This is a genomic window from Shinella sp. OV683, assembly GCF_057787725.1.
In genome coordinates, this window is the sequence record NZ_CM173543.1 from 2,435,873 (window position 1) to 2,454,563 (window position 18,691).

Below are 18,691 nucleotides of genomic sequence, written 5' to 3' on the forward strand. Positions count from 1 at the left end.
CGCGCCCTTTCACATCTTGTGGATCGTCCGGTCTTATGACCAGTCGAAATCCGACGTCGTCAAGTCGTCGTAGTTGACGCCGGTCAGCTTGATGACCATGTCGCCGGTGCCATCGCCGTCCACGTCGACAAAGAGCTTGTCGGTCGCGTTGTCGAAGTATGCCTGCGAGTAGCCCGTGGCGGTGAATGCACCGGCATTGCTTAGGTAGTGGAACGTACCGGTCTGCAGTCCGTCGAACACCAGCTTGTCAGTGCCGGCGGTGAAGTCGCCGAACACGTCCGTGTCCGTCGAGTTCGACTGGGTGACGGCGGTGAAGATGAACTGGTCGGCACCTGTGCCGGCAAGAACTTCGTCCGTACCATCACCAAGGGTGATGACGTCGTCACCGGTACCAAGGTCAACCTTGGTGTCCTGCGAGCCGCTGAGCGTGATGTTATTCACGCCAGTGCCGCCGACGATGTGCTCGACACCGCCGATCGTCGCAGTGCCGCTGGTGGTGAAGAAGACATAGTCGTCTCCAGTCCCCAGATCGATCGTCGCGCCGGTGTAGGACGAGGTCAGCGTGACCGAGTCGTCTTCCGAACCGCCGTTGATCGTTTCAACTGCCGTGAACGTAGCCGTGAAGCCGTCGGTAAACGTGATGCTGTCGTTACCGGAGCCCAGGGAGTATCCGCCGCCTGTCGTTGCCGTGTCGATCGTGATGACGTCGGAGACCGAACCACCCGATACCGATTCGACATTGCTGAGCGTCAGCGTGTTCATGTAGTTGTCGAGCGTTACCTTGTCGTTGCCGGCATCGAGGTCGATCTCGAGGTTCTGCGCCGCACCAGCGAACGACACCTTATCGTCGCCGCCGCCGCCGGTCACTGTTTCGATGCCGCTGATGGTCACAACGTTGCCGGAGCTGGAAAGCGTCAGGCTGTCGTTGCCGCCACCAAGGCTGACCGTGCCGGTGTAAGTGAGGCTATCGATGACGATGATGTCAGAGCTCGCGCCACCGACGATCGTTTCGATATTGGCGATCGTCAGCGTGTTGTTCTCCAGGCCGGAGAGCGTCAGGCTGTCGGCGCCGTCACCGAGGTCGATATAGGCACCGGTAATGGCCGCACCGTAGGTCAGCACGTCATTGGCGATGCCGCCGGTCACCGATTCAACGTCGATGAGCGTTGCTGTCAGGCCGTTTGTCGACCATGTCAGCACGTCGTTGCCACCATCAAGGTCGATGACCTTGGCAACGTTTATGCCCGTCAGCGTGATCTGGTCGACATCGGTCGAGCCGATCATGCTTTCGACATTGGCGACTGTCAGCGTCGCGCCGCCTGCAAAGGTCAGCGTGTCATTGCCACCACCGAGATCGACGGTGCCGCTCAGCCAGGCGCCGCTGAGGACAACGGTGTCCGCCAGAGATCCACCAACCACAGTTTCAGCATTCACGATCGTCGCCGTGTTGGCGAAGTTCGAGAAGACCAGCTTGTCGTCACCCGCGCCGAGATCGATCTCGCCGCCGGTGTAGACTTCCGAGAAGGTCACTGTGTCGTTGCCCGTACCACCGCTCACCGTTTCGACGCCGGCAACCGTAACAGTTGCGCCGGAAGCCGAGATGATGAGCGTATCGACGCCAGCGCCCAGCTTGATCATGCCGCCGGTATAGCTGTCGGCGAGAGTGACCTTGTCGTCGCCGGCACCGCCGATGACAGTTTCAACACCGATCACGGAGATCGTGTTGCCGCTGGCGTTCAGAACGACAGTGTCGTTGCCGAGGCCGAGATCGATTTCGCTCGAGTCCGTGGAGCTCAGGTAGACATAGTCGACGCCGACATTGCCGGTGATCGTTTCAGCGCCCTGGACCGACAGCGTGCCGCCCGTTGCGCCGAAGATCAGTTCGTCGGTGCCGCCGCCGAGATCGAAGGAACCCGATGTCTGCGATACACCGAGGGTCACCGCGTCGTTGCCGGCGCCACCGGCGACCGTTTCGACATTCAGGAGCGTAACGGTGGTGTTCTGGGCATCGAAGGTAAGCGTGTCGTTACCCTTGCCGAGATCGACGTAACCGCCGGTGACTTCGCCGACGAAGGTGACGAGATCGGCAGAGTTGCCGCCAACCACGGTTTCAATGTCCGTAATGCTGACGGTGTTGTTGAAGTTGGCCAGTACCAGCTTGTCGATACCGTCGCCGAGATCGATCGTCGAGCCAGTGGCTACGCTGGTAAAGGTGATCGAGTCGTCGCCGATATCGCCGGTGATGGTTTCGATGTTGGCAACTGAGATCGTGCCACCGAGCGCGTCGAGCAGCAGCGTGTCAGCGCCAGCGGCAAGATCGATCGAGCCAGAAATCGGAGCGTCACCCAGGACGATGACGTCGCCGTCCGCCGAGCCAACGATGGTTTCGATACCGGCAACAGTGATGGTGTTGGTGTCACTGTTCGAGGTGACGTCGAGCGTAAGCTTGTCAACGCCAGCGCCGAGATCGATTTCACCGACATAGGCGCCGTCGAGGACTACGTTCTGCGCGCCGGTGCCGCCCGTGATGGTTTCAGTGTTGGCGACAGTGACAGTGATGTTGCCGTTGAGCAACAGCGTATCCTGGCCGAGACCGAGATCAACTTCCATCTTCGTCTGGTCGGAGACAACCGTGATCACGTCGGCAAAGGCGCTGCCGGTGACGGTTTCCACGCCGCTGACATTGACAGTGACGTCCGATGTCGCGCCGGAGAGATCGAGCTTGTCGAAGCCGGTGCCAAGATTGAACAAACCAGACTGCAGATCGCCGGTCACGCTGACGACATCGCTGGACTTGCCACCGATGACTGTCTCGATTCCGTCAACGGTGATGGTGTTGATAAACGCACCGAGTGTCAGCGTATCGTTTCCGTCACCGAGCGAAATCAGGCCGCCCGTCAGTGCTGTTGCCACAGTCACGACGTCGGCGCTATCGCCGCTGAGAACCGTTTCCACGTTGGAGATGGTAATTGTACCGCCGAAGTCGACCATGTCGAGCGTATCGTTGCCGGCTCCAAGATTGATAGCCACGCCTGCTGCTGCTGCACCGAGAAAAACGGTATCGTTGCCAGTGGCGCCGGTGATGGTTTCCGCGTTGGAAATCGTCACCGTGTTGTCGGCAGCAAACAGAACGACCGTGTCCTTGCCGAGGCCGAGATCGATAGTATATTCCGAACCGGCGTCAGAGGCATTGCCGAGAATAACGTAATCGGCAGACGCACCACCGACGATCGTCTCGACATTCAACACGGTCAGCGAATTGACGCCCGCACCAAGCGTCAGGGTGTCGTTGCCGGTGCCGAGATCGACGGTCGCCTTCGTCAGGCCACCAGAAACATAGACTTCGTCGGAATTGGTTCCGCCGGTAAGTGTTTCGACACCTGCAACAGTGATGGTGTTGACAGCATCAGCAAGCGTCAAGGAGTCGCCGCCGAGGCCGAGATCGATCTTGCCGCCGGTGAGAGCGGTTGAAACGGTGATCAGGTCGGACGACTGGCCGCCGGTCACGGTTTCGATGTTGGAGATCGTCACGGTGTTGTTGAACTTGCCGAGCACGAGCTTGTCATCGCCATCATCGAGGTCGATGGTCATCGATGCCGCTGTCGTCAGCGTCACGACGTCGTCGCCGATGTCGCCGTTGATCGTTTCGACGTTGCCGACCGAGACAGTCGAGCCGCCGTCGAACAGGTTCAGGGTGTCGGTGCCTGCGCCGAGATTATAGGTGGCGCCGGTCACGAGATCGCTGATAAAGACGATATCGTCGCCGGTACCGCCGGCGATCGTTTCAACGCCATAGACGCTGACGGTGTTGGCGAAATCGCCGAGCGTCAACTTGTCCTTGCCGCCTTCGAGATCGATCTGGATCGCCGCGGCCTGGCCAGTAAGAACGATCGTGTCGACCAGGGTGCCGCCAGCAATTGATTCGACATTCTTGACGCTGACAACGTTGGCGAAATTGCCGAGGTCGAGCACGTCGATGCCGTCGCCGAGGTCAACGGAACCCTTGGTGAAGATTGCCGAGACAGTCACGAGGTCGGCATCGTCGCCGCCGCGCACCGTTTCGATGTTGGCGATGGTGATCGTGTTGCCAAAGTCACCGAGCTGGATCTTGTCGTTGCCGGCTGCCAGGTCGATCTTGCCGCCGGTGAAATCGTTTTCGATGGTGATGACGTCGGTCAGCAGCGAGCCGGTCACGATTTCGACATTCTGGATTGTCAGGTCGTTGACGAACTTGCCAAGCAGGATCTTGTCGGCGCCGTCGCCGAGGTCGATGTAGTCATCGTTGGCCTGAGCGCCAAAAATGACATATTCGGTGTCGTCGCCGCCAAGGATGCTTTCGATGTTCGAAAGCGTCGCGGTGCCGCCGTTGTCGGAGAATGTCAGCGTATCGTTGTCGCCTGCGAGATTGATCGCGCCGCCGGTGATAACTGTGTCCAGGGTGACAAGGTCAGCCCCGGTGGAGCCCTTGATGGACTCTACGTTGGACAGCGTAACGGTGTTTCCGTCGCCCTGCATTTCCAATCGGTCATATCCACCCAACAGGTTGAGTGAATCATGATCAGACTTCGTCAGGATGATGAAGTCCCCTTTTGCAGTGCCTGTCACGGATGACAGATCACTGACCGTCTTGGTTGTGGTAGACACAACCGCTCGACTCTTCGACATTGCATTGGCCCCTTCTGCGTGCATGCTGGGGCGAAAGATATCGTTCAAACCTTACTCAAAACTTACTGATGGTTAACGAAAACAATAAATTCAGAATCAAAAAATTAGTAATATCCACTACTTGCTGCTGGTATAAAGAGGCGTCACAGAAACCTCTGCATCCACTCCATCTATCCTCGAAGAAAGCAACTGCAACAATTCTTTAGAGCCAACTCCCCGCTCTATGGCCTGACCAATATAGTCCAGGGGCGCGTTGGAAGATATAGTTACCAGATGATCTGCGCCAAAAGGAGCGACGACTTGCATTTCTTTAAGGAATGTCTTGTTTGCCGGCTCGCCATTTGAGATCACGTCAAGGAATTGTACTTCCCCGGTATTGGCAAGATTAAACACCAACATGTTTTTGAACGCGCCACGCACGCTGTCGAACTTGATTCGCTCTCCTTCATAGTAGAGGGCCTTTTGCGGAGCGATATTTGACATTCCGGGCTTCTTGGAAGCAATTGCCTGAAGAAAATCAAGCAGAATGAATTTTGATACTACATCGTTGACAGTATATGAGGAAATATTCTCACCCGCGACATCGCCGTTCGGCGTTTTGAAAATGCCTTTGGTTGCATCCCACTCAAAGGAGTACCGTCCTTTTACTGTATTCTCCGGCTGCAACTCGCTGCCTTTGACTGAAACCGTAAGGATTGGCTTGAAGCCAAGTTCCCGCGCCATCGGCACCGGCCGCTGGGCGCCCTGGCCTTCCGGCTGGCTTGCAACCTGTACGGATTGATCCTGACGCAGAGCGATAACGCTCTCCCGGCCCGACTGGGCGGAAACCGGCGTAAAGACCGGCGTCTGAAGTGATTCGGAGCGCATCCGGACCGTGGCAAGAATGTAGTCCTCGAGCTCGGTGCGGGTCAGCACCCCGTCGCCATCCCGGTCCGCCATGCCTTCCAGCGCGCGCGCCACGCTCCAGCTCAGGGCGCCGCGCGGCCGGCCGTCGATGACAACTTCAGGCACCGGCAGGGACTCCCCGGTGGCGGCGAGCAGCGTGACATTGGCGGGAAGGAGCGGTTCCTCTGGCTGGGAGGCCTGTCCGCCCTGCCCCTTCAGCATCAGCGATACCAGCTCCCCCAGGATTCGGCTCTTGCCAACATCGACATAGCGCATCCGGCCATTGACTGCCCGGTCCATGCCGCCGGCGTGGCAGGAGTCGGAAACGAACACGACGCGCAAGCCGCGGCTGGAAGCATCCTTGAACCAGGCGTTCAACTCATTGTCGAAGACGGTCTCATGCCAGGTTTCGCGGATATTCTGTGGATTGAATCCGGGCAGCACCCAGAATTCGTCGAGCTTGTCCTTCTCCTCACCCGCATTGCGTTCGGGCGCCTGCGCACCGTGGCCGGCATAGGAGATGAACAGGGTATCTCCCGATCTCGCCTGGGCAAGCATCGACTGCCATGCCGCGACGACATTCTGCTTGGTTGCGTCGCGGTCGAGAAGCGTGGTGACGCTCTCGACGTCCATTCGTTGCAGCGCAGACGATATGTCAAGCGCATCGTTGCGGGCACCGTCGAGCGTCGGCACATAAGCGTAATCATTGATTCCGATCACCAGTCCGAAGGTCTTGCTGGCGAATGCAAGGCTCGGCGCGGCCAGAAGAGTGCCGACAACGAGAAGACGCAGGACAGCAAGCATCTACATTCACCCCCGTGAAAGATTCGAACGATATGGTAGCCAGCCTAACGCCACTTCAACACTTGACGTTCGCAACGCCCACTTTATTCCATGCGCGTTCAAAAAGCTTCGTCCGAGTTTTGTACTGGCAAGCTTGCAGCAGGCATGAGACACTTTCGTGGGGATGATTTTGCCAACTGACAGATCAGCGGTGATTCACCATCGCGGCCGGCAAGGTATCCGGAGAACGTTCCTATAATCCCGCCAACAAGAGAGGGAGACATCCATGCAACAAAAATCCGGCTTCAGTTCCGGCATTTACGGGCTCCAGAGCAATGACGACGCCAGGATCGGTGGCTTCATCTCGAACCGACAGGCAACGCATTTTATCACGACGACGGGCAACAACTTTATTGATGGCGTCTCCTCCGGCTATGCCTGGAGCGGAGGCACGCTCACTTACGCGTTTCCGGACAGCAAGAGCGACTACCATTATAGCCCCGAAAAAAACAATGGCTTTGATAATGTCAGCGGAAAAATTCAAGGCGCCGCAAAATATATCCTCGACACCGCATATGGCAGCCATGCCAATGATGGTTTCGCAGTCGAAGGCTTCACCAAGCTGCGCATCAGCGAGGGCAGCGATAGCGGCGCAACCATTCGCTACGCCGAATCGAGCAGTGCTAACAATACCGCCTACGGATATTATCCCAACAGTTCTTCGTTTGGCGGCGATGTCTGGTTCGGGCATACCCACGACTACTCAAATGCAGTACAGGGCAATTACAATTTTGCGACAGTGATCCACGAAACGGGTCATGCCCTGGGACTGAAGCACGGGCATGAGACATTCACCAATGGCGACAACCACGTAACCTATCCAGTACTGAGTTCCGAATATGATTCACTCGAATATTCTGTGATGACTTACAGAAGCTACAAGGGTGACGATGCCAGCGGATATTCCAACGAGAACTGGGGCTTTCCCCAAACCTATATGATGGCAGACATTGCCGCCCTGCAGCATATGTACGGCGCCAATTACAACGTCAACGACGGCAACACGCGCTACAGCTGGACGCCCGATGGTGGAGAAACCCTGGTGAACGGCAAGGTCGCCATCGACCCCGGCGGCAACCGTATCTTCGCGACGATCTGGGACGGCGGCGGCAGCCATGACAGCTACGATCTCAGCGCCTATTCCAACAACGTCTTGATCGACCTCACACCGGGCGGATATTCCAAATTCAAAGGCGGCCAAGTCGCTGATCTCGGCTATGCGGACGAGGACGGCCCCGGCGTGCACATGGCGTCGGGCAACATCTACAATGCATTGATGTATCGGGGACGAAGCGCCTCCCTCATCGAGGATGCAGTTGGAGGATCGGGTAACGACAGACTCCACGGCAACAAGGTCAGCAATCACCTGAATGGCAATGCTGGCAACGACAGATTCTTCGGCGGAGCAGGCGATGATACTTATGACGGCCGAAGCGGCGCCGACACTTTCTATTTCAAGGCGGGCTGGGACCACGACAAGGTCACGGACTTTCAAGGCATCGACAAGATCAACGTTGCCGCCTACCATTTCGCGTCGGTCGATGAGCTTTTGTCCCATGCGGCCAACAGCGGGAAGGACGTCGTCTTCTCATTCGGCAGCGGTGACTCGCTGAAAATTGAAGGCATGCACAAAGGCGACTTCCATGCCGATGACTTCCTGATCTAGCCAATCGTAAAATCAAAACAATCAGTAGCTTGCAATAATATGCTAATGTAAAAAATAAAGGCCGCCTCGTTTGAGGCGGCCTTTTTCACTGGAATGACGGAGGAGGCTTACTCAGCCTTGTCGTCGGCAGCCTTCTTCTTCGGCGCAGCCTTCTTCTTCGGAGCGGCGTCTTCGCCTTCTTCGGAAGCGGCTTCAGCCTTGGCGGCCTTCTTCTTCGGTGCAGCCTTCTTGGAAGATGCCGCAGCGTCTTCCTCGTCGTCCGCCATCAGTTCTTCCTTGGTGACGGTCTTGTCGGTGACCTTCACTTCGGTAAGCAGATGGTCGACGACCTTTTCTTCGAAGATCGGCGCACGGAGGCCGGCGATCGCACCCGGGGTCTTGCGGAAATATTCGATGATTTCCTTTTCCTGGCCCGGAAACTGCTGGATCTGCGCGTAGAGCGCCTTGTTCATTTCGTCTTCGCTGACTTCGACGCCGATCTTCTCGCCGATTTCGGAGAGAACGAGACCGAGCTTGACGCGACGTTCAGCCAGCTTGCGATAGTCTTCGCGCGCCTTTTCTTCGGTCGTGTCTTCGTCTTCGAAGGTCTTGCCGGACTGGGCGAGATCGATGTTGATCTGGCGCCAGATGTTTTCAAATTCGGCATCGACGAGGCGCGACGGCGTCTCGAACGAGTAGAGCGTGTCCATCTGGTCGAGAAGCTGGCGCTTGACCTTCTGGCGCGTCATGGTGCCGAACTGGCTTTCGATCTGGCCGCGGACGATTTCGCGCAGGCGGTCGACCGACTCGATACCCAGCTTGGAGGCGAGTTCATCGTTGATTTCGACCTTGCCCGCCGAAGCAACAGCCTTGACGGATACGTCGAAGGTGGCTTCCTTGCCGGCCAGGTTGGCGGCCGGATATTCCGTCGGGAACGTCACCGTGATGATCTTTTCATCGCCGGCCTTCAGGCCGATCAGTTGCTCTTCGAAGCCCGGGATGAACCGGCCAGAACCGAGAACGAGCTCGGCATTGGAATCCTTGCCGCCTTCGAAAGGAACGCCATCGACCTTGCCTTCGTAGTCCATGGTGACGCGGTCGCCATTGGCGGCCTTGCCCTTTTTCTCGGTGTATTCGATGGCACTTTCGGCGATCTTGAGGATCTGCTCATCGACTTCCGATTCCGGAATTTCGACGACTTCGCGGGTCACGGAAATGCCGCTGGCATCCTTGATTTCGATCGGCGGAATCACTTCATAGGACACCGTGAATTCGAGATCGGCTTCGGCCGCCAGGATCTTTTCAGCTTCCTGCTGGTCTTCGGTCATCGCGATTTCCGGCTGGGTCGCAGACTTTTCGCCGCGGCCGGTCAGGATTTCGTTCGGCTGGTCGCGAATGATTTCGTTGACGAGTTCGGCCATGACCGACTTGCCATACATCTTCTTGACATGGGAGAAGGGTACCTTGCCAGGACGGAAGCCATTGATCTTGACACGGTCCTTGACCTCTTCGAGGCGCTCGATCATCCGAGTTTCCATGTCCTTGGCCGTGATGACGACCTTCAGTTCGCGCTTCAGCCCTTCAGCGAGCGTTTCGATAACCTGCATGTTCCTACCTTTTAAGTCGCGGCGGCTCGATGGTGCCAGCCTGTCGTTACGATGAACTCCAAAGAAAGCTCATCCGCCGGGAACGGCTTTATGCAAATTCGCAGAAGATTTGCAAGCAAAATGGGTGTTGCACTGCTGGAAAACACGCATTTTCCCCGCATTCGCACCATGTTCACATGGGGCTGGTGCGGGTGAAGGGACTCGAACCCCCACGCCTCTCGGCGCCAGAACCTAAATCTGGTGCGTCTACCAATTCCGCCACACCCGCAAGCCGCAGCCCGTGTAGCTCTTGAGCCAGCCCGCGTCAATGCGATCTGCTCAGCATTTCGCAGCCGGCTCGAAATGAATGATGCCGCGTATCGGAGACACGCGGCATCTCGTCTATTACAGGAGTTGGCCCCTTGGCCCAACCCGTGACTTAGAACTTGTAACCAATGCCGATGATGGCCTGGTGCTGCTGGTTGTCGAACTTCACGCCGCCGATCTTCTCGGTGCCGTAATCGTTGAAGCGATATTCGGCACGGGCAAAGATGTTCTGCGTGATCTTGTAGTCAACGCCGGCGCCAACGGTGTAGCCGTTGAGAGCCTTGGTCTGCTTGCTGGCACCCGGTGCATCGACGAAACCGCGAGCGGTGGTCCAGCCAGCGGTACCATAGATCAGGGCGTCATCGAACGCATAGCCGACGCGGCCGCGAGCGGAACCGGCCCAGTCGGTGCCGACATCCGTGCCGCCGATGCTTTCCTTGTTCCAATTGTAGGAAAAGTCGCCTTCGACGCCCAGAACGACGTTGTTGTCGAGCTGGTAGTTATAGCCGGCAAATGCGCCGAGCAACCCGCCAGCCTTTGTACGGCTTGCCGTGGTCGCGCCGAAATCATAATCGCCCTTCAGCCAGCCGGCACCGCCGAGGGCACCGATGTAAGCGCCGTCCCAGGTGGAGATGGGCGCAGCTTCAACCACTTCGGGAGCCACTGGTTCTTGGGTCACCAGGTCCGCCGCGTAGGCTGAGGTAGAGACAAGCGCCGCCAGGGCGCCAATCAGCAAAGTCTTCATAGTAGTCTCCTTCGACATTCGCCCTCGATTGATGTCGAGGTTGATCGCAAATGGTCCGCAGGCATAGGGGCCGGACATAATGTCAGGCGGCATGTGCAGATCACGGTTTTCATATGGGGAACGCTCCCAATACCACCAACCCCTAAAATGCATTTGTGGTTCCAGTTTGGCGAAAATAAAACTATGCTCCCAATGGTTGATCGATGAGGCCCATGCACCAAGGTGAGACGGCGCCATGCAAGTCGAAACACGCAACTGCCTGATTTACATTGGAGTTTTAACGCAGGCTCGCGAGTCTTGCGGCAGCGATCCCGTCGCCTTTCAGCGGCTGGTAGTTGCATCAAAAATGGCAATGCGTGTTACAAAAATGACGATTTGGCCAAAAATCTGTTCTGCACTAAATTTCTGTGTCGATGCGAAAATCACGATTGCCAAAATTCAACATATATGTACAGTTGACTGGACAACATGGAGCCAACATGGCTAGACTTCTTGAAACCGGCGAGCCCTACTATCTGCAGATTGCCACCAAACTGCGCGGACTGGCGAGCAATCTCAAAGCGGGCGAGCGCCTACCGAGCGAGCCGCAACTGGCCAAGGATTTCAAGGTGAGCCGTTTCACAGTCGCCAAGGCGGTGGAACAGCTCGTCAAAGACGGCCTGATTGTCCGCAAGCAGGGCAGCGGGACATTCGTGGCCGAGGCGCCCTTGAGGCGCCAGCCGGGCTACCTGCTCTCCTTCACCGAAGCAGTGGAGGCAGCCGGACACGTGGCGACACACAAGGTGCTCGCATTCGAGCCTGTGGAGTGGGTGCCCGGCCTTCCCTACCCTCCCACCGAACCGCTGGTGCTTTTCGATCGCCTGCGTTTCGTGGATGGAAACGCGATGGCGCGACATCGGTCGATACTCTCGGCCAAGCTCGTTGAACGCATCGGGCTGACACAAGAGGTCATCAATGATCCGGATTTCTCCCTCTATGCGCATTTCAATTTTCACGATCTCAAAGTCGCCACTGCCAACGAGCGGCTGATCGCGCGCCTTGCCGATGCCGAGGACCGACGTCTTTTGAAACTCGCCGCTGACGCGGTCGTGGTGTCTGTCAGTCGCCAGACATTTTCCGATGACGGGACGCCGCTCGACGCGGTCGATGCGACTTACGATGCCCGTCACTATTCGTATGAAGCCAGGCTGACGCGTCAGACTGACTTGGGGAACAAAAAACCAACACTGGAGAAAAACGATGAATTGCAGAACCCTGACTCTGCTGGCCACCACGGTCCTCGCCTCGGTCCTTGGGACGGCGGCGGCAAACGCGGCTGACAAGCCTGCGGCGCTGGTGATCGCCCAGGGCGGATTGGGCGACCAGTCCTATAACGATCTGGCCTATGCAGGTTTCCAGCGGGCACTCAAGGAAACCGGCCTTGAAGGCAAGCCGGTCGAATCCAAAGATGTCGTTGCGCAGGCCGCCGATATCCTCCGTCGTGCATCCGATGCCGATTTCGGCCTGATCGTCGACCTCGAATATTCGCATGGCGAGCCGATGGTCGAGGTCGCGAAGGACTATCCGGAGACGACGTTTGCAATCCTCAACCAGGTGCAGAAGGGTGACAACATTGTCTCGGTGCTCTTCCAGGAGCAGGAAGGCTCCTATCTCGCCGGCATGCTGGCGGGACAGGTAACCACCGACACCTCGATCAAGGGCATCAATGCCGAACCGATCATCGGCGTCATCGGCGGCACCAAGTCTGCCGGCATCGACAAGTTCATTGCCGGCTTCATTGAAGGCGCCAAGGCGGCCAATCCGAAGGTTGAGGTGAAGGTCGCCTATTCCAACAATTTTGGTGACCCGGCACTCGGCCAACAGATGGCCAAGGCGATGTTCGAGGAAGGCGCCGACATTATCTACCAGATCGCCGGTGGTACGGGCATCGGCGTTATCCAGGCCGCCAAGGAATCCGGCCATTATGCAATCGGCGTCGATGGCGACCAGGATGGCCTGGCACCCGGCAACGTCCTGACCTCGATGATCAAGCGCACCGATGTTGCGGTCGAGAATGTCGTCAAGGACTATGCCAAGGACGTGAAGCTCGGTGGCACAGTGGTCGCCTTCGGCCTCAAGGAAGACGGCGTCGGCCTTTCGCCGATGAAGTACACCAAGGACATCATCCCAGCCGCTTACCTCGATAAGGTCGAAGCCGCCAAGGCTGATATCATTTCCGGCAAGATCAAGGTCTGGAATGTCGTCGACCAGGGCTATCCGGATTACCTCAAGTAAGCCGAAGATTTGCCATCCGGAGACTTAAACTTGACTACGGACACACAATCGTCCGCAAACCGCGTGCGCCTCGGCGCACGTGGAGTAACGCGGCGTTTCGGCGATCTGATCGCGCTGGATAACGTGGACTTTTCGGCAATCGCCGGGACGGTACATGCCATCGTTGGCGGCAACGGCGCCGGAAAATCCACATTGATGCGCATCCTGCAGGGCATGGACAAGCCCAATGAGGGCACTGTCATCGTCAACGGCGAACCGACTGAATTGTCCGGCCCGGCGGAAGCCTTCGCGCTCGGCATCGGCATGGTTCATCAGGAATTCATGCTGGCGCCGGGGCTGACATTGCTCGAAAATCTGGTTTTAGCGCGCGAGCCGGTCAAGGGTCCTGGTTTGATTGACCGCGACAGGGCCCTTGAGGCGGCTCGCGCCCTGGAGAAGGAAGCCGGCGTGGTGCTCGACTGGAATATGCCGGTCGATGATGCGCCGGTGCATGTCCGCCAGATCGTCGAAATCCTGCGACTGCTCTATCGCGGCGCCGACGTTCTGATCCTTGACGAGCCGACGGCTGTGCTCGCACCCAAGCAGATCCGCGAACTGATGGCGCTGTTGCGGCGGCTGCGCGACGATGGACGCACGATCTTGTTCATCAGCCACAAGCTCGACGAAGTCATGGGTGTCAGCGACGACATAACCGTCGTGCGCACCGGCCGCGTCATCCGCAGCATGAAGACGTCCGAGACCAGCAAGGCTGAGCTTGCCGAACTGATGATCGGTGAGGTGCTGCATGAGACCACCGCGCCTGCCTGTCAACCGGGCAAGCCCGTGCTGGTCATAGACCACGTCTCGGCCGACGATATCAGGGGCGTGGAAAAATTGAAGAATGCCGGATTTGCGGTGCATGCCGGCGAGATTGTCGCCATCGCCGGGGTCGCCGGCAATGGGCAAGATGAATTGATCGCCGTCGTGACTGGTCTCTTGTCCACAAAGCAGGGTAGCGTGACGCTGGCCGGTGCCAATATCACGTCGCTGTCGCTTCCCGCTCGCCGCGCACGTGGCTTGGCCTACCTCAGCCCCGACCGGGCTGCAGAAGGCCTTTGCCTGGAAGCCTCGATCGCCGAAAACGCCGTTATCGGCCACCATCGCTGGCCGGAGTTCGTCCGGGGCGGCATTCTCAAGCTCGGCACGATCGCGGCGCATGCGGAAAAGCTGCTTGACGGCTACTCCGTCCGGCGCGGTTCCTCCAACCTGCCGACATCGAGCCTTTCGGGCGGTAACCAGCAACGCGTTGCTATCGCGCGCGAGCTGGATGGCGATCCGTCTGTTCTACTGGCCTGCCAGCCGACGCGCGGCGTCGACATTCGCGGCATCGCCTTCATCCACAAATGCCTGCTCGATTACCGAGATCGTGGCGGCGCTGTGCTGCTCGTGTCAGAGGAGCTTGATGAAATCATCACCCTCGCCGACCGCATTATCGTCCTCTATAACGGTGAAATCCGCGGCGAACTACATCGCGGCGATGGCGATATTGAGCTGATCGGCCGAATGATGCTCGGGGAGGCGGCGTGATGGTGGCCATTGCATCCCCTTCACCTGCAGCCAGGCGGCATCCATGGCTCGCCACGGCGATCACCGCCCTGCAGCCACTGGTCATAGCGCTGGTCTTGGCCGGCATCGTGCTTTTGCTCGCAGGACACAATCCGCTTGAGGTCTACCGCCTGCTGTTTACCGAGTCCTTCGGCTCGACCAAGCGCATCGCCTCGACGCTCGCGGCCGCGACGCCGCTGATCTTCACTGGCCTTGCCACGGCCATAGCCTTCCGCACCGGCGCATTCAATGTCGGCGTCGAGGGCTGCGTCAATGTTGGTGGGCTCGCAGCGGCTTTTGTAGGCTTCACGTTCGTGTCGCTGTCGGCCTTCGTATTGTTGCCGGCGGCGTTGATCGCTGCAGCACTTGTCGGCACGCTTTGGATGGTCATCCCGGCGCTGCTCAAGTCGCGACTTGATGTCGATGAGGTCGTGACGACTTTGATGCTGAACTTCATTGCGGTCAGCCTGACGGCATACCTCGTCAACGGGCCATTGCTGGCGCCAGGTTCGGCGAATTCCGCGACACCGATGATCGCCGAGGCAGCGCGCCTGCCGAAACTGATGCGCGGCTCTACACTGAATGCAGGCTTCCTGATCGCGCTGGCTTTTGTTGTGCTCTACTGGCTGTGGGGCAAGTGGGCGGCCTTGGGTTTCGAGACCCGCATTGCCGGCATGAATGCCCGCTTTGCCACCGCCTCCGGCATGAATGTGCCCGGCCTGATGTTCAAGATGATGCTGCTATCGGGCGCCATCGGCGGCATTGCCGGCGGTGTGCATGCGTTGGGCAACGTCTTTCGCTATGTCTCGGGCTTTTCGCCCGGCTACGGCTTCGTCGGCATTGCCGTGGCGCTGCTCGGTCGCGGCAATGCGTTCGGCATCCTGCTGGCCGCGATCCTGTTCGGCGCGCTGGCGACGTCGGGTGCGACGATCCAGCTGTTCAGCGACGTTCCGATCGAGATCGTCAATATTCTTCAGGGCATGGTTATGATCTTTGCAGTCGCCCGTTTTGGATGGTTCACCAGAAAGGGGCGTGCGGCATGATCGACAATATCATTCACTCCGCCCTGATCATGACGACGCCTATTCTTCTCGCGGCGATCGGCGGCCTTATCAATCGCACGGGTGGCCTCGTCAATATCGGCCTCGACTCGATGATGCTGGTCGGCGCACTGGTCGGCTTGATCCTCGCTTCGGGCGATGGATATTGGAGCGTGGCGTTGATCGGAGCTGGCCTGTCGGGCGCAATGATGGGCCTGATGATGTCGCTCTGTGTGACGCGGCTCAGCGCCAATGAAATCATCGTCGGCCTCGGCTTCAACATCGTTGCGGCGGGATTGGTGCGGTTCTTTCTGAAATCGACCTACGAGACGTCAGGCACGCTCAGCCTGCCCGATGTGACCCGCCTGCCCCGCTGGAACATCCCCGTAATCCAGGATATTCCGGTGCTCGGTGCGATTTTTTCCGGCCATGACATTCTCACCTGGATTGCCTGGATGCTCGTGCCGGTCACCGTCTGGTGGCTTGCTCGTACGCGGGCCGGCCTCAGGCTGCGTGCGGCTGGCGCCGGACCAAAAGCCGCACGTGCGCTGGGTCTCGACCCGCTGCGGACCAAGGATCTTTCCACCGTGTTTGCCGGGTTCATGGCCGGTCTGGCCGGTGCCTATCTGTCGATCGGCGTGGTCGGCATCTTCAACGAGGGCATTACGGCGGGCCGTGGCTTCATCGCCATGGCAGCCTTCTACTTCGGCCGCAACCGTCCCGTGATGACCGCCATCGGCGCATTGCTGTTCGGCTTCTTCGACGCCTTCCAGATCCGTCTTCAGGGTCGCGGTGTTCCGGCCGAACTCGTCCAGACGCTACCCTACGTGATGGTCATCGTCATCCTGACTATCATCGCCATCACCTCCAGGAAGACCCGCGGAGCCAAACCATGACAACACCTGAAAAAACCGCGCTGATCCTCGTCGATGTCATCAACTCGTTCTTCGAGCCAGGCCATTCCAATTACTACCCGGCCGTCGAAGAGGTGCTGGAGCCGATGCGCAAGCTGCGCGTGAAAGCGCGAGAGAACAACATGATCACCGTGCATGCAGTCGAGCGCCATCGCCCGGAATTTCATGATTTCGAGTGGAAGAAGTTGCCCATCCATCATCTCGAGGACGCGCACGATGCCGATTTCTTTGCGGATTTCCGCCCAGAGGGTAAAAACGAGACCGCGGTCTACAAGCGCCGTTTCAGTGCCTTTTTCGCAACGGACCTCGCACTGTTCCTGCATGAGCAGCAGGTGACTCGTGTCATCATCGCCGGCGTAAAGACCAATGTCTGCATTCGGGCCACGGCACAGGACGCGTTTGCCAACGGTTTTGAGCCCGTCATCGTCCGCGAAGCCACCAATTCCAATCGGCCGCACCTGGCCGAGGCATCGCTTGAAGATATCGAACGCTACATGGGCAAGGTCGTGAGCCTTGCCGAGGGCCTGGAGATGCTTGCATGAATGGCATCGTCATTTCGGGATATGCAAGCCTGGATCACGTCATCGTCCTCGATGGCGACGTTCGTCCCGGCCGCACCACCACGATCCTGAGCCGCCCGGAAGCCGCGTGGCCCCGCCTTGGTGGTGGTCCGGCCTATTTTGCGCGGGCCATTGGCAAGGCCTATTCCGGCCCTGTTTGTCCCCTGAGCTGGATCGGCGAAGACCCGTCAGCAGACGTCTATCTCAGTCAGCTCGCAAACAACGGCATTTCCTGCGACGGCATGGCGAAGGTCGGCGGCGCCCGGACGCCGATCGCGGTGTTGGCCTACGATTCCAATGGCGATTGCGCCTGCCTATACGATCCCGGCCTGCCGCCGGGCATCGGCTTCACCAAAGCGCAACTGTCGCTCATGCGGCAAGCCGAGTGGATCTGCGTCACTATTGGACCGAAGCTTGCGACCGACCAGTTGCTGGCGCTGATCACCCCGGAGCAGAAGCTCGCCTGGATCGTCAAGAACGATCCGCGGGCAATCACCCCAGACCAGACCGCCGCGCTGGCCGCCCGCGCCGACCTGATCTTCTGCAACGGCAAGGAACGCGATTTCCTGGAAAGTGCGCGCACGAGCGGCGCCGTGCGCCGCGCCGGGCAGACCATCGTCGAAACACAGGGACGCCGCGGCGCGTTGTTTCTTCAGGACGGCAAAAGCACGTTGGTCGCAGCCGAACCCATTGACGTCACCGATCCCACCGGTGCCGGCGACACTTTCGCCGGCGGCGTCATTGCCGCCATCATGAATGGCCAGACAGATCCAGAGGTGATCGGCCGCGCAGGCAATGCCGCCGCGCGCGCCCTCCTCCTCGCCCGAAAATCAGAAGAGAATGAGAGTAGACAGCATGACTGAAAAAGAACAAACCAACCAGGCGTGGTACATCGGTGCCAAGCGCGAGGAGGTCGGAAAATCAGCCATTCTGGTCGGCGACCCCGCGCGCATCGACCGTATCGCCGAGCACATGACGGATGTGCATTTCGTTCCCGAACAACGCGGTCTCAAGACCGTAACAGGAACCCGCGACGGCGAGCGCATCACTGTTACTGCCTTCGGCATGGGGGCCCCGATCGCCACGATCGTTTTGCATGAACTGCATGCGCTCGGCATCAAGAATTTCCTGCGCATCGGCACCGCCATGGCTGTCGCGCCTGCCAAGCTCGGCGACTTCGTACTGGCGGACGGCGCGATGCGCGGGGACGGCACTTCGAATTCCTATGCGCCGCTCGGCTTCCCGGCGATCGCCGATTTCGATCTCAACACGGAGATCCGCCAGAAGCTGGCCGCTCGCGGAAAGCGTTGGCATGCCGGCATCTTCGGCACCTATGACGGGTTTTACACCGAGATGTTTGCCCTTTCCGGTGAACGCCGCCAGCTGATCGGCAAGCTCAAGGAAGACATCAAGCGTCTGGGCCTGATCGGCACAGATATGGAGACCTCGGCGCTGCTGACCGCTGCCCGCATCCTTGGCGTTCGCGCCTCGACCCTCTGCATCGCGACCGTCGATGCTCAAACGCAAGAAAAGATTGCCGACGACCTGATGGCGACACTGGAGTTCGACATGTTCGAAATCGCTCTCGACGTCATGAAGGCCATGGCCTCTTCCGAGAATTGA

14 protein-coding genes and 1 tRNA gene are annotated in these 18,691 nt (G+C 58.7%); 10 read left to right on the forward strand and 5 right to left on the reverse strand.

The genetic code is table 11. From position 1 onward, the window contains the following. Positions 1 to 33: 33 nt before the first annotated feature. Together ACXHRN_RS11620 and ACXHRN_RS11625 are read right to left on the reverse strand one after the other, a co-directional pair. Positions 34 to 4,644 (reverse strand): beta strand repeat-containing protein, encoded by a 4,611-nt coding sequence (locus ACXHRN_RS11620; protein ID WP_488641469.1) that lies wholly within the window; start codon positions 4,642 to 4,644, stop codon positions 34 to 36. Between the two features lie 138 nt (positions 4,645 to 4,782). Further along, positions 4,783 to 6,354, reverse strand: coding sequence for a caspase family protein (locus ACXHRN_RS11625; protein WP_488641470.1), 1,572 nt, complete (start codon positions 6,352 to 6,354; stop codon positions 4,783 to 4,785). A 265-nt stretch (positions 6,355 to 6,619) separates the two neighbouring features. Between ACXHRN_RS11625 and ACXHRN_RS11630 the strand changes: the two genes are divergently transcribed. Beyond that, positions 6,620 to 8,059 (forward strand): M10 family metallopeptidase, encoded by a 1,440-nt coding sequence (locus ACXHRN_RS11630; protein ID WP_488641471.1) that lies wholly within the window; start codon positions 6,620 to 6,622, stop codon positions 8,057 to 8,059. Positions 8,060 to 8,166: 107 nt separating this feature from the next. On the opposite strand, the gene tig is transcribed toward ACXHRN_RS11630, so the two are convergent. From tig to ACXHRN_RS11645, 3 genes are all read right to left on the reverse strand, one after another. Further along, positions 8,167 to 9,645: a trigger factor gene (gene tig, locus ACXHRN_RS11635; RefSeq protein ID WP_488641472.1), complete on the reverse strand. Its 1,479-nt coding sequence runs from the start codon at positions 9,643 to 9,645 to the stop codon at positions 8,167 to 8,169. Positions 9,646 to 9,828: 183 nt separating this feature from the next. Further along, positions 9,829 to 9,913: transfer RNA gene (locus ACXHRN_RS11640), tRNA-Leu, on the reverse strand. Between the two features lie 150 nt (positions 9,914 to 10,063). After that, positions 10,064 to 10,696, reverse strand: a complete 633-nt coding sequence (locus ACXHRN_RS11645) for an outer membrane protein (RefSeq protein WP_488641473.1) — start codon at positions 10,694 to 10,696, stop codon at positions 10,064 to 10,066. A 235-nt stretch (positions 10,697 to 10,931) separates the two neighbouring features. Between ACXHRN_RS11645 and ACXHRN_RS11650 the strand changes: the two genes are divergently transcribed. The 9 genes from ACXHRN_RS11650 to ACXHRN_RS11690 are packed head-to-tail and all read left to right on the forward strand — an operon-like array spanning position 10,932 to position 18,691. Continuing rightward, complete coding sequence (locus tag ACXHRN_RS11650) at positions 10,932 to 11,183, forward strand: hypothetical protein (RefSeq protein WP_488641474.1); 252 nt, start codon at positions 10,932 to 10,934, stop codon at positions 11,181 to 11,183. Beyond that, positions 11,176 to 12,015, forward strand: coding sequence for a GntR family transcriptional regulator (locus ACXHRN_RS11655; protein ID WP_488641475.1), 840 nt, complete (start codon positions 11,176 to 11,178; stop codon positions 12,013 to 12,015). The genes ACXHRN_RS11650 and ACXHRN_RS11655 overlap by 8 nt, the downstream gene beginning before the upstream one ends. Continuing rightward, entirely contained in the window at positions 11,936 to 12,970 is a 1,035-nt protein-coding gene (locus tag ACXHRN_RS11660; RefSeq protein ID WP_488641476.1) for a BMP family lipoprotein, read from the forward strand. The genes ACXHRN_RS11655 and ACXHRN_RS11660 overlap by 80 nt, the downstream gene beginning before the upstream one ends. Before the next feature lie 30 nt (positions 12,971 to 13,000). Continuing rightward, positions 13,001 to 14,536, forward strand: coding sequence for an ABC transporter ATP-binding protein (locus ACXHRN_RS11665; RefSeq protein ID WP_488641477.1), 1,536 nt, complete (start codon positions 13,001 to 13,003; stop codon positions 14,534 to 14,536). Next, positions 14,536 to 15,597 (forward strand): ABC transporter permease, encoded by a 1,062-nt coding sequence (locus ACXHRN_RS11670; RefSeq protein WP_488641478.1) that lies wholly within the window; start codon positions 14,536 to 14,538, stop codon positions 15,595 to 15,597. Before ACXHRN_RS11665 ends, ACXHRN_RS11670 begins: the two co-directional genes overlap by 1 nt. Next, a complete protein-coding gene (locus ACXHRN_RS11675; RefSeq protein WP_488641479.1) occupies positions 15,594 to 16,490 on the forward strand; it encodes an ABC transporter permease in 897 nt (298 codons plus the stop codon). The genes ACXHRN_RS11670 and ACXHRN_RS11675 overlap by 4 nt, the downstream gene beginning before the upstream one ends. Continuing rightward, the gene (locus ACXHRN_RS11680) at positions 16,487 to 17,050 is read left to right on the forward strand and encodes a cysteine hydrolase family protein (RefSeq protein WP_488641480.1); all 564 of its coding nucleotides are present in this window, start codon (positions 16,487 to 16,489) and stop codon (positions 17,048 to 17,050) included. Before ACXHRN_RS11675 ends, ACXHRN_RS11680 begins: the two co-directional genes overlap by 4 nt. Continuing rightward, positions 17,047 to 17,931, forward strand: coding sequence for a carbohydrate kinase family protein (locus ACXHRN_RS11685; protein ID WP_488641481.1), 885 nt, complete (start codon positions 17,047 to 17,049; stop codon positions 17,929 to 17,931). Before ACXHRN_RS11680 ends, ACXHRN_RS11685 begins: the two co-directional genes overlap by 4 nt. Beyond that, entirely contained in the window at positions 17,924 to 18,691 is a 768-nt protein-coding gene (locus tag ACXHRN_RS11690) for a nucleoside phosphorylase (protein WP_488641482.1), read from the forward strand. The genes ACXHRN_RS11685 and ACXHRN_RS11690 overlap by 8 nt, the downstream gene beginning before the upstream one ends.